Source organism: Pseudomonas sp. NFACC43 (genome assembly GCF_900119645.1).
GTDB lineage: Bacteria > Pseudomonadota > Gammaproteobacteria > Pseudomonadales > Pseudomonadaceae > Aquipseudomonas.
Genome location: NZ_FPKK01000021.1, coordinates 15674 through 28284 on the forward strand (window position 1 = coordinate 15674; position 12611 = coordinate 28284).

Here is a 12611-nt window from a genome sequence, read left to right on the forward strand (position 1 = left end):
AGTTCCATGGAAGCGGTTGATCGATACCTGTCGATGACTACCCTTGGTGCGTGCGTATTTCCTTTGGTCTGAGGGATCATTCCGTTAAGATAGCCGGCTTTTTCAAGGCGGGAGTCAGGCAGCATGGCGCAGCAGTATCAACCGGGGCAACGCTGGATCAGTGACAGCGAAGCGGAGTTGGGTTTAGGCACCGTTCTGGCACAGGACGGCCGCTTGTTGACCGTGCTCTACCCGGCCACTGGCGACACTCGCCAGTACGCGCTACGGAATGCGCCCCTCACCCGTGTGCGGTTTTCGCCGGGCGATGTGATCACTCATTTCGAAGGCTGGAAGATGACCGTGCGCGAAGTCGATGACGTCGACGGACTGCTGGTCTACCACGGCCTCAACGGGCAGAACGAAGTCGTGACCCTGCCTGAGACCCAACTGTCGAACTTCATCCAGTTCCGCCTGGCCAGCGACCGCCTGTTCGCCGGCCAGATCGACCCGCTGGCCTGGTTCTCCCTGCGCTACTACACCCTCGAGCATACCAGCCGGCAGCTGCAGTCCCCGCTATGGGGCCTGGGCGGCGTCCGTGCCCAACCCATCGCGCACCAGCTGCACATTGCCCGAGAAGTGGCCGACCGCATCGCCCCTCGGGTATTGCTGGCGGACGAAGTGGGCCTGGGCAAGACCATCGAGGCCGGCCTGGTCATACACCGCCAGTTGCTGTCCGGACGGGCCAGCCGTGTGCTGATCCTGGTTCCGGAAAACCTCCAGCACCAATGGCTGGTGGAAATGCGCCGGCGCTTCAACCTGCAGGTCGCCCTGTTCGATGAAGAACGCTTTATCGAAAGCGATGCCAGCAACCCGTTCGAAGACACCCAGTTGGCCCTGGTCGCACTGGAGTGGCTGGTGGACGACGAAAAGGCCCAGGACGCGCTGTTTACCGCCGGCTGGGACCTGATGGTGGTCGATGAAGCCCATCACCTGGTCTGGCACGAAGACCGGGTCAGCCCTCAATACGCGCTGGTCGAACAACTGGCCGAGACGATCCCGGGTGTGTTGCTGCTGACGGCGACCCCGGAACAGTTGGGACAGGACAGCCACTTTGCCCGCCTGCGCCTGCTGGACCCGAACCGTTTCCACGACCTCAAGGCCTTCCGCGCCGAAAGCGAGAACTATCGCCCGGTGGCCGAAGCCGTGCAGGAGCTGCTGGACAAGGGCCGCCTCTCGCCCGAAGCCCACCAGACCATCCACGGCTTCCTGGGCAACGAAGGCGAAGCCTTGCTGACCGCCGTCAACGATGGCGATGTCGAAGCCAGTGCCCGCCTGGTGCGCGAACTGCTGGACCGCCACGGCACCGGCCGGGTCCTGTTCCGCAACACCCGCGCCGCGGTGCAGGGCTTCCCGGAGCGCAAGCTGCATGCCTATCCGCTGCCGTGCCCTGACCAGTACCTCGAACTGCCTTTGGGCGATCACGCCGAGCTGTATCCGGAAGTCAGCTTCCAGGCCCAGACGGACACCGGCGAGGAAGAGCGCTGGTGGCGCTTCGATCCGCGCGTCGAGTGGCTGATCGACACCCTGAAGATGCTCAAGCGCACCAAAGTGCTGGTGATCTGCGCCCACGCCGAAACCGCCATGGATCTGGAAGACGCCCTGCGCGTACGCTCCGGCATCCCGGCCACGGTGTTCCACGAGGGCATGAGCATCCTGGAGCGTGACCGCGCAGCCGCCTATTTCGCCGACGAAGAGTTTGGCGCCCAGGTGTTGATCTGCTCGGAAATCGGCAGCGAAGGCCGCAACTTCCAGTTTGCCCACCACTTGGTGCTGTTCGATCTGCCAGCGCACCCGGACCTGCTGGAACAACGTATCGGACGCCTGGACCGGATCGGCCAGAAGCACACCATCGAGTTGCATGCGCCGTACCTGGAAACCAGCCCCCAGGCACGCCTGTTCCAGTGGTATCACGAAGCCCTGAATGCGTTCCTCAACACTTGCCCGACCGGCAACGCCCTGCAGCATCAGTTCGGCCCGCGCCTGCTGCCGCTACTGGAAGAAGCCGACGACGGCGAGTGGCAAGCGCTGATCGACGAGGCTCGCGCCGAGCGCGAACGCCTGGAAGCCGAGCTGCACACCGGTCGCGACCGCCTGCTGGAGCTCAACTCCGGCGGCGCTGGCGAAGGCGATGCACTGGTGGAGGCCATTCTCGAGCAGGATGACCAGTTCGCCCTGCCGATCTACATGGAAACCTTGTTCGACGCGTTCGGCATCGACAGTGAGGACCATTCGGACAACGCACTGATTCTCAAGCCGAGCGAAAAGATGCTCGATGCCAGCTTCCCGCTGGGCGACGACGAAGGCGTGACCATCACCTACGACCGCAACCAGGCGCTGTCTCGCGAAGACATGCAGTTCATCACCTGGGAGCACCCGATGGTGCAAGGCGGGATGGACCTGGTGCTGTCCGGCTCCATGGGCAACACCGCCGTGGCGCTGATCAAGAACAAAGCCCTCAAGCCGGGCACCGTGCTGCTGGAGCTGCTGTACGTCAGTGAGGTGGTCGCCCCGCGCTCGCTGCAACTGGGCCGCTACCTGCCGCCGGCCGCCTTGCGCTGCCTGCTGGACGCCAATGGCAACGACCTGGCCGCCCGGGTCTCGTTCGAGACCCTGAACGACCAGCTCGAAAGCGTGCCCCGCGCCAGCGCCAACAAGTTCATCCAGGCCCAGCGTGACCAACTCACACCGCGCATCAATGCCGGCGAAGAGAAAGTCGCCCCGCGTCACGCCGAACGCGTGGCCGAGGCCCAGCGCCGCCTGGCCGCCGATACCGACGAGGAACTGGCCCGCCTGACCGCGCTGCAAGCGGTCAACCCCACCGTGCGCGACAGCGAGCTGGTGGCCCTGCGTCAACAGCGCGAGCAAGGCCTGGCGATGCTCGAGAAGGCGGCGTTGCGCCTGGAAGCGATCCGAGTGCTGGTCGCAGGCTGATTGGCCCCGCGACTCAACAGGAGGCCCGCAGCGATGCGGGCCTTTTTAGTTATGCGAACCTGCCGAACATAGAAATGTCGGGCTGGGAACACGGTTTACCGTGGCGAGGGGATTTATCCCCGTTGGGTTGCACCGCCCCTCTGCGTGCTAACGGATGATCGCGGCGCATGATGGATTCTGGGGTAACGGGGATAAATCCCCTCGCCATGGATCCACAAACCGTCCTCAAGGGCTGTAATACCCCACCGCCACCAGGAAATGTCCGACCTTCTTCAGGTACGCGTGCTTGTCCTCGACCTTGCCCGTTACCGGATTCTTCCAGCGATACTCATACTCCCCCGCATCCTGCTGGCCAAGCATGGACAGGATCGGCTCCCCCACCGGCTTGCCATCCGGGTCCTTGACCTTGGCGAAGTCAGTATTGATCAAGCGCAGGTTGGTGCCGTGTCCGACATAGCGCCGGGTATCGAGGTCCACGACGAAGACATACAGGTCATCCTGCAGATAACCGCCCTTGAGGGAGTTGATCGCCGCCAGGGTGGCCTTCTCGTTTTTCAGCAAGTCGTTCGAGGCCTTGTCCAGCAGCGCCCTGGCCTGTTCGGCGGAAGCCCGGGGCAGATAATAGCCAACGGCCAGGATGCGCTCGCCGACACGCTGGAAATACACATGCTTGCGCTCTACCTTGCCGTCCGCCCAGTTCTGCCAGCGGTATTCGGCCTGCTGGATGCCACTGGCCTCCGGGGTTTTCAAGGCGTCCTTGAAGGCCTTGCGCAAATCCGGCCCCAACACTTCGGAAACGTCTCGCCCGATCAACGCCGAGGAAGGCCCGCCGCTGGCCAGCATCACACCTTGGGTATCCACCACGAACACGTAACGATCCTTGTCGACGAACTCCCCCTGGCGGCTGAAGGCGGCAAAGGCCTTGTCGCCGTTGTCGTGGTAATAGGCCAAGGCCTTTTCCAGCAGCGCCCGGGCCGCCTGGCCATCGTCCCCGGTGGCCGCCTGGGCCTGGGCAAGCCCCAGCATCAACATCGCCCCCAGCCAGGCCATCTTGTGAAAAAGAACCATGCGCGCGCCCCTCGTTCTTGTTGGTGTTTCAAGAGCGTAGACGGCGCCGGATGATGTGGGAGTATTCAGGGGATTGCTGGGGTGCCTGGTGAGTCAGTGGCTAGTGCTATCGACTGACAGGACGTCATCGCGAGCTTGCTCGCGATAGCGGCGGCACATTCAGAAATGATGTGCACTGACGCGCCACTATCGCGCAAAACGCTTATTGGGCCCGGGCGTTGAGCTGCTGCTGCAGATGCTGGATCTGTGCTTGCAAGGTGTTGATGTTGCGGGTGACCTGGCCGCGGAAGGCATCGAACTCGGCAGTGTTGCCACCCTTGTCCTGTTGGCTCTTGAGCACGATGACATCCTGCTCGAGACGGTCGATGGCAGAGTTGGAGGTGGCTCTTTTCAGCGCAGTGATGTCGGCACCGATGCTCTTGAGCTGGGCATCCAGGGCTCCGCCCTCGCCCTGGCTCTTCAGGGTGGTGACTTCAGCCACCAGCGCCTTGACCTGGGCCTGGAGCTCCTTGTTGGAAGCCTGAAGCTGGGTATTGGTGTTCTGCTGTTCGGAGGCCTGGGCAATGAGCTGGGCCAGTTCCTTGTCCAGGTCAGCGGACGGACCGAACGTGGCTTGCTGTTGCCTGTACTGCTCCAGCAGCTTGCTGTCGAATTGCCGCCCCTGCTCCTGCAACTTGTTGTCCAATTGCTTGATCTGCGCTTTCAAGGCTTCACTGTCGCTCATGACATTGGACTGCCCGGCGACCACCTTGCCGGAGATGTCCTGCAGGCGCCCCGCCGCGTCCTCGCTGATGCGGGCGAAACTTTCCTGGGTAGCCACCAGTTGCTGTTCCATGAGGGAGATCTGCTGGAAGCTCCACCAGGCCAGGAACGCGAATGCACACGATAGCGCGCCGATCAGCGCCCACAGCGGTCCGGTGCTGGGCCCCTTGACCCGGGCCGCCGCGACCGGGGCCGTGCGTGCCTGTACGTGGGGCGGGCGGTTGGGCAAAAAGTCATCGTCATCGGGAATGTCGGCCCGCACCCGCAGGCTCGGAACATCATCGAAGTCGTCGTTGGCATCGTTACGCATGGGCATGGGTTCAACCTTTGGGAAACCGGTGATGGCTTGATGCGGCGAGTATAACCCCCTCGCCCGCCGCACCGATTGACCCCGAACCCGGCACTCGGTTCATGACGGGCCGATCAGCGGCCTGTCCACCAGGCACAGAACTCATCGAGGGCCGTCCACAGGCTGACCTGCGGATCGTAATTGAGATAATGCCGGGCCCGACCGATGTCGAGGGTGAAATGCCTGTTCATGACCTGCATGCCCAGCCGCGAGAGCGTCGGCTCGGGGCGACCCGGCCATAATTTGCAGACGCCTTCGTTCAAGGCCGCGACGCTGTAGGCCAAGCCGTAGGAACGGTAACGCCGAACCTGTGGGACGTCCATCCGGCGCATCACATAGTTGACCACATCCCACAACGGAACCGGCACCCCGTTGCTGATGTTATAGGCCTTGCCCAGGGCGGAGCCGGTGGCCAGCAAACTGCTGAGCAGGGCTTCGTTGAGGTTCTGCACGCTGGTGAAATCCACCTTGTTCAAACCGTTGCCGATGATCGCCAGTCGACCCTTGCGTTGCATCTTCAACAGCCGCGGGAAAATGCTCATGTCCCCCGCCCCGGTCACGAAGCGCGGCCGCAGGGCCAGTACCTCAAGCCCGAACTCCTGGGCACCGAAGACCTTCTGCTCGGCCAGGTACTTGGTGGTCGCGTACGGATGAGCGAAGCGCTTGGGCACCTGGTCCTCGGTCAGCCCTAGGTGGTCGCGGCCGTCAAAATAGATCGACGGGGACGACAGGTGGACCAGGCGCCGGACCTTCTGCTTGAGGCAGGCCTCGACGATGTTTTCCGTGAGCTGGACGTTGCCCTGGTGGAAATCCTGATAGCGTCCCCAGAGCCCCACCGCGCCGGCGCAATGCACCACAGCCTCGACATCCTGGCACAGGTCGCGGGCCAGCAGCGGATCGCTCAGGTCCCCCGGGACGAACTGCGCACCGCGACGCACCAGGTGCTCCACGCTCTCGGCCCGGCGTCCGTTGACCCGCACATCCAGGCCCTGCTCCAGGGCGAAACGCGCGAAGCGCCCGCCAATGAAGCCGCTTGCGCCGGTGACCAGAATCTTCATGCATACTCCCAACAAGTGCAGCGGCGGGCTGCGTGCCCCCCCGGTGCCGGTTAATCTCTACTCTACGCCGCTTGCGGCTTGACGCTTATCGCGGCTCCCAAGGCACCAGCGACTGGCCGCAGGCGCGGACCAATCGATCGGTCAGCAAGCCGAGCAATTGTCCGCCATTGCGCCAATGATGCCAGTACAACGGCACATCGATGGGTTTATCTGCAAGCAACTCCACCAGTTCGCCCCGGGCCAGTTGCTCACGCACTTGCAGCTCTGGCACCAGCCCCCAGCCAAGGCCGACCTCGGCGAGGCGGATAAAACCTTCGGACGACGGACAGAGATGGTGCTCGAATCCCCCTTCCACACCCAGTGAGGCCAGGTAGCGGTGCTGGAGGAAATCATCCGGGCCGAATACGAGCGCCGGTGTACGGGCCAGTTGGTCGGCGCGTACGCCATCGGGAAAATGCCGGGCGATGAAAGCCGGGCTGGCCAGCGCGCGGTAGCGCATGGCCCCGAGCAAGACGCTGCGGGCACCGGCCACCGGGCGTTCACTGGCGCAGACACAGGCCGCCACCTCACCGGCGCGCATGCGCTTGAGGCCGACGGTCTGATCCTCCACCACCAGATCCATCAGCAACTGATGCTCGGCACAGAAGCTGCCCACCGCCGCCGCCCACCAGGTCGCCAGGCTGTCAGCGTTCAAGGCGATGCGCAGGCGCTCGGGTACGCCCTCCTCATCCAGCGCCGGAACCAGGCTCTGCAGGTCTCGCTCCAGCAGACGCACCTGCTGCACATGGTTGAGCAACCGCCGGCCGATCTCGGTAGGCGCCGGCGGCGTGGCGCGCACCAGCACCGGCTGGCCGACCCGCGCCTCCAGCAACTTGATGCGCTGGGAAATGGCCGATTGCGAGAGGCCCAGCACCTGGGCGGCACGCTCGAAGCCGGCTTGCTCGACGACCGCCGCCAATGCGGAAAGCAATTTGTAATCGAACATCAGTTTCTCTAATGAGCAATCAGCAGGATTGGTTTTTCTTATACCCCTTCCCACCGGAGAATAGCCAGCATTGAACCTTCGATGGAGAAACAATGATGTGGCAAAGCTATGTGAACGGCTTGTTGGTGGCCTTAGGCCTGATCATGGCCATTGGCGCTCAGAATGCCTTTGTACTGGCCCAAAGCTTGCGCCGTGAGCACCATCTGCCTGTGGCCGCCCTGTGCGTCACTTGCGATGCGCTGCTGGTGATGGCCGGTGTGTTCGGGCTGGCGACGCTGCTGGCCCAGAGCCCGCTGCTGCTGTCGATCGCTCGCTGGGGCGGCGCGGCGTTCCTGCTCTGGTACGGCAGCCAGGCCTTGCGCCGGGCCTGTTCGAAACAGAGCCTGCAGGAAGGTGAAAAACAAGCCGTGCGCTCACTGCGGGCGGTACTGCTCAGCGCATTGGCGGTGACGCTGCTCAACCCACACGTGTATCTGGACACCGTGTTGCTGATCGGCTCCCTCGGCGCCCAGCAGAGTGTTCCCGGCGCCTACGTCGTGGGCGCGGCAAGTGCCTCTCTGCTGTGGTTCTTCACCCTGGCCCTGGGGGCCGCCTGGCTCGCCCCGTGGCTGGCCCGGCCCACGACATGGCGGGTATTGGACGTGCTGGTGGCGGTGATGATGTTTACCGTGGCGGTGCAATTGATCGTCGCCGGCTGATTATTGCAAACCGCTCTGAAACCTCTATCCCACACAGTTGTTGCGTGGTTATGCCGCACCCCCGGTGCTATGATCCGACCTTGCGCCGCAAAGAGTACAAACTCCCCGGCGCTTGTCTGGCCGCCCGTGATCGGCCTTGCGCTCACCGCAACTGACCTGATTAGGAGAATCACCATGGCTTTCGAATTGCCGCCGCTGCCCTACGCACACGATGCACTGCAGCCGCACATCTCCAAAGAGACTCTGGAATACCACCACGACAAGCACCACAACACCTATGTCGTGAACCTGAACAACCTGGTGCCAGGCACCGAGTTCGAAGGCAAGACCCTGGAAGAAATCGTCAAGACTTCCTCGGGCGGTATCTTCAACAACGCCGCTCAGGTCTGGAACCACACCTTTTACTGGAACTGCCTGGCCCCTGACGCCGGCGGTCAGCCTACCGGCGCCCTGGCCGAAGCCATCAACAAGGCCTTCGGTTCGTTCGACAAGTTCAAGGAAGAGTTCAGCAAGACGTCCATCGGCACCTTCGGCTCCGGCTGGGGCTGGCTGGTGAAGAAAGCCGACGGCTCCCTGGCCCTGGCCAGCACCATCGGCGCCGGCAACCCGCTGACCAGCGGCGACACCCCGCTGTTGACCTGCGACGTCTGGGAGCACGCCTACTACATCGACTACCGCAACCTTCGTCCGAAATACGTCGAAGCGTTCTGGAACCTGGTCAACTGGAAATTCGTGGCCGAGCAGTTCGAAGGCAAGACCTTCACTGCCTGATTGCCGATGCCAGATCCAAGAGAACCCGGCGCCTCGCCGGGTTTTTTTTACCTTGCGTGAATGCCTTCGCAAGTCAGCGGGCCAGGAACGACCTCACGTCCGAATTCCAATAAAAAATCCCCCGAGGGCTCAAGTTGCGCCCCCCTCCAACCGACACAATGGGCGTAGAGCAATCACTCTGAAAGAACCGTATATCGGCCATGTTCCAGGCGAAATTCCTTGTGTTTGATTGTCCCTTTGACTGACATCACAGGATTGCCAATACTCATGGCAACTTGACGCTACCCGCACGGTACAAGGAATCCCTCTTTGAAGCTGGAATTAAAGAACAGCTTGTCTGTGAAGTTGCTCCGGGTCGTGCTCATCTCGGCATTGATCGTTGGCGTGGTCTTGAGCTGCGCCCAGATCGTGTTCGATGCCTACAAAACCAACCAGGCCGTCTCCAGCGACGCCCAGCGCATTCTCGACATGTTCCGCGATCCCTCGACCCAGGCCGTCTACAGCCTCGATCGGGAGATGGGCATGCAAGTGATCGAGGGACTGTTCCAGGACAGGGCCGTGCGCATGGCCTCCATCGGCCACCCCCGCGAAACCATGCTCGCCGAAAAAAGCCGCCCCTTGCAGGAATCGGAGAGCCGCTGGCTGACCGATCTCATCCTGGACAAGGAGCGGACCTTCACCACCCAACTGGTGGGCCGCGGCCCCTACAGCGAATACTACGGCGACCTGAGCATTACCCTCGATACCGCCAGCTATGGCCACAGTTTCATCGTCAGCTCGGTGATCATCTTCATTTCCGGCATGCTGCGCGCCCTGGCGATGGGCCTGGTGCTGTACCTGGTCTATCACTGGATGCTGACCAAGCCCCTGTCGCGCATCATCGAACACCTGACCGAAATCAACCCCGACCGCCCCAGCGAACACCAGATTCCTCAATTGCGAGGCCATGAGCAGAACGAGCTGGGCCTGTGGATCAATACGGCCAACCAGTTGCTCGCCTCCATCGAGCGCAACACGCACCTGCGCCACGAGGCGGAAAACAGCCTGCTGAGAATGGCCCAGTACGATTTTCTCACCGGCCTGCCCAACCGCCAGCAACTCCAGCAGCAACTGGACAAGATCCTGGTGGACGCAGGACGCCTGCAACGCCGGGTGGCAGTGCTGTGCGTAGGCCTGGACGACTTCAAGGGCATCAACGAACAGTTCAGCTACCAGACCGGCGACCAGCTGCTGCTGGCCCTGGCCGATCGGCTGCGAGCCCACAGCGGACGCCTGGGCGCCCTGGCACGGCTGGGGGGCGACCAATTCGCCCTGGTCCAGGCCGATATCGAACAACCTTACGAAGCCGCCGAGCTGGCCCAGAGCATTCTCGATGACCTGGAAGCGCCCTTCGTCCTTGACGACCATGAAATCCGCCTGCGGGCCACCATCGGCATCACCCTTTTTCCCGAGGACGGTGGCAGTACCGAGAAGCTGCTGCAAAAAGCCGAGCAGACCATGACCCTGGCCAAGACTCGCTCGCGCAATCGTTATCAGTTCTACATCGCCAGTGTCGACAGCGAAATGCGCCGACGACGCGAGTTGGAAAAAGACCTGCGCGAAGCCCTGATCCGCGACCAGTTCACCCTCGTGTATCAACCGCAGATCAGCTATCGCGACCTGCGGGTGGTGGGTACCGAAGCCCTGATCCGCTGGCATCATCCGGAACACGGCTTCGTGCCACCCGACCTGTTCATTCCCCTGGCCGAGCAGAACGGCACCATCATCGCCATCGGCGAATGGGTGCTGGACCAGGCCTGCAAGCAACTGCGCGAATGGCACGACCAGGGGTTCATCGAACTGCGCATGGCGGTCAACCTGTCCACCGTGCAACTGCACCACGCCGAACTGCCGCGGGTGGTGAACAACCTGTTGCAGCGGTACCGCTTGCCGCCTCGCAGCCTGGAACTGGAAGTCACCGAAACCGGCCTGATGGAAGACATCACCACTGCCGCCCAGCATCTGCTGAGCCTGCGCCGTTCCGGTGCGCTGATCGCCATCGATGACTTCGGCACCGGCTATTCGTCCCTGAGTTACCTCAAGAGCCTGCCGCTGGACAAGATCAAGATCGACAAGAGCTTCGTCCAGGACCTGCTGGAAGACGAGGACGACGCGACCATCGTGCGGGCCATCATCCAGCTGGGCAAGAGCCTGGGGATGCAGGTGATTGCCGAAGGTGTGGAGACGGTCGAGCAGGAGGCCTACATCATCTCCGAAGGCTGCCACGAAGGTCAGGGCTACTACTACAGCAAACCCCTGCCGGCGCGGGAGCTGGGCGCTTACCTGAAACAGGCGCAACGCAGCAAGGCCCTCACTCTCTGAATACCTGAAAGACCACGGCTGGGTCGGTGCCTGCGGGGGAACGGAAATTCCCCTGCAAAACGCCGGGCAAGGCTGTGATCTTTCATGAATGAACAAGAAATATTTACAGTCACGCCCTTTACACATAATGCAAATCTTTCGCATTATGTCGCACCTTTGCGCGCCCTCGCGCCAGTCCCCATTCATTACCGAAGCAGGATGTTTGCCATGATTCGTATGCCTCTGGCTTCCGCCAGTCTGCTGGCCATCGCTATTTCCCTCGCCGGTTGCGGCGAAGGCAAGGACAAGGCTGCCGCGCCGCAAGCGCCGACGCCGGCCGCCAGCACTGCGGCACCGGCCGCCCCTGCTGCCAGCGGCAAAGTCGACGAAGCCGCCGCCAAGGCCGTTGTCGCGCATTACGCCGACATCGTCTATGCCGTCTACAGCGATGCCGAATCCACCGCGAAAACCCTGCAGACCGCCATCGATGCATTCCTGGCCAAGCCGAACGCCGAGACCCTGAAAGCCGCCAAGGCAGCCTGGGTCGCCGCACGCGTGCCTTACCTGCAGAGCGAAGTGTTCCGCTTCGGCAACACCATCGTCGACGACTGGGAAGGCCAGGTGAACGCATGGCCCCTGGACGAAGGCCTGATCGACTATGTCGACAAGTCCTACGAGCACGCCTTGGGTAACCCGGGCGCCACGGCCAACATCATCGCCAATACCGAGGTCCAGGTGGGCGAAGACAAGGTCGACGTGAAGGACATCACCCCGGAAAAACTCGCCAGCCTCAATGAGCTGGGCGGTTCCGAGGCGAACGTCGCCACCGGTTACCATGCCATCGAATTCCTGCTGTGGGGCCAGGACCTCAACGGCACCGGCCCGGGTGCGGGCAACCGTCCGGCTTCGGACTACCTGGAAGGCACCGGCGCCACTGGCGGCCACAACGACCGTCGCCGCGCCTACCTCAAGGCCGTGACCCAACTGCTGGTCAGCGACCTGGAAGAAATGGTCGGCAACTGGAAGCCGAACGTGGCCGACAACTACCGCGCCACCCTGGAAGCGGAACCTGCCGAAACCGGCCTGCGCAAGATGCTGTTCGGCATGGGCAGCCTGTCCCTGGGCGAACTGGCGGGCGAGCGCATGAAAGTGTCCCTGGAAGCCAATTCGCCAGAAGACGAGCAGGATTGCTTCAGCGACAACACCCATTACTCGCACTTCTACGATGCCAAGGGCATACGTAACGTCTACCTGGGCGAGTACACCCGCGTCGATGGCACCAAGATGACTGGCGCCAGCCTGTCGTCCCTGGTGGCCAAGGCCGATCCGGCCGTCGACACCACCCTGAAGGCCGAGCTGGCCGATACCGAAGCCAAGATCCAGGTCATGGTCGATCACGCCAACAAGGGTGAGCACTACGACCAGTTGATCGCCGCAGGCAACACCGCGGGCAACCAGATCGTGCGCGACGCCATCGCCGCGCTGGTCAAGCAGACCGGTTCGATCGAACAGGCCGCCGGCAAGCTGGGCATCAGCGACCTGAACCCGGACAACGCCGATCACGAGTTCTGATCGACGCTGGCTGGCTGCGGTTCAACGCAGCCAGCCAA

At 62.6% G+C, this 12611-nt stretch carries 9 protein-coding genes; 5 read left to right on the forward strand and 4 right to left on the reverse strand.

The window, feature by feature from the left end:
• Nucleotides 1–123 precede the first annotated feature (123 nt).
• A complete protein-coding gene (rapA, locus tag BT179_RS24725) occupies nt 124–2970 on the forward strand; it encodes an RNA polymerase-associated protein RapA (RefSeq protein WP_072432149.1) in 2847 nt (948 codons plus the stop codon).
• A gap of 225 nt (nt 2971–3195) precedes the next feature.
• Here the strand turns inward: rapA and BT179_RS24730 are convergent, their stop codons facing one another.
• From BT179_RS24730 to BT179_RS24745, 4 genes are all read right to left on the reverse strand, one after another.
• Entirely contained in the window at nt 3196–4038 is an 843-nt protein-coding gene (locus BT179_RS24730; RefSeq protein WP_072432148.1) for a cache domain-containing protein, read from the reverse strand.
• Nucleotides 4039–4240: 202 nt separating this feature from the next.
• A complete protein-coding gene (locus BT179_RS24735) occupies nt 4241–5116 on the reverse strand; it encodes an ATPase (RefSeq protein ID WP_072398843.1) in 876 nt (291 codons plus the stop codon).
• A gap of 107 nt (nt 5117–5223) precedes the next feature.
• Complete coding sequence (locus BT179_RS24740; protein WP_072432147.1) at nt 5224–6207, reverse strand: NAD-dependent epimerase/dehydratase family protein; 984 nt, start codon at nt 6205–6207, stop codon at nt 5224–5226.
• Between the two features lie 85 nt (nt 6208–6292).
• Nucleotides 6293–7192, reverse strand: a complete 900-nt coding sequence (locus tag BT179_RS24745) for a LysR family transcriptional regulator ArgP (protein ID WP_072398845.1) — start codon at nt 7190–7192, stop codon at nt 6293–6295.
• Nucleotides 7193–7287: 95 nt separating this feature from the next.
• Here BT179_RS24745 and BT179_RS24750 point away from each other — a divergent pair, with 95 nt between their 5' ends.
• The 4 genes from BT179_RS24750 to BT179_RS24765 all read left to right on the forward strand — a co-directional run bounded on the left by BT179_RS24750 (nt 7288) and on the right by BT179_RS24765 (nt 12573).
• Nucleotides 7288–7890 carry a LysE/ArgO family amino acid transporter gene (locus tag BT179_RS24750; RefSeq protein WP_072398846.1) on the forward strand — a complete coding sequence of 201 codons (603 nt, stop codon included), beginning with the start codon at nt 7288–7290 and terminating at the stop codon, nt 7888–7890.
• Between the two features lie 174 nt (nt 7891–8064).
• Nucleotides 8065–8661 (forward strand): superoxide dismutase, encoded by a 597-nt coding sequence (locus BT179_RS24755; RefSeq protein ID WP_072398847.1) that lies wholly within the window; start codon nt 8065–8067, stop codon nt 8659–8661.
• Between the two features lie 309 nt (nt 8662–8970).
• Nucleotides 8971–11022: a putative bifunctional diguanylate cyclase/phosphodiesterase gene (locus BT179_RS24760; RefSeq protein ID WP_072398848.1), complete on the forward strand. Its 2052-nt coding sequence runs from the start codon at nt 8971–8973 to the stop codon at nt 11020–11022.
• 207 nt (nt 11023–11229) lie between these two features.
• Nucleotides 11230–12573 (forward strand): imelysin family protein, encoded by a 1344-nt coding sequence (locus BT179_RS24765; RefSeq protein ID WP_072432146.1) that lies wholly within the window; start codon nt 11230–11232, stop codon nt 12571–12573.
• The last annotated feature ends 38 nt before the right edge of the window (nt 12574–12611 follow it).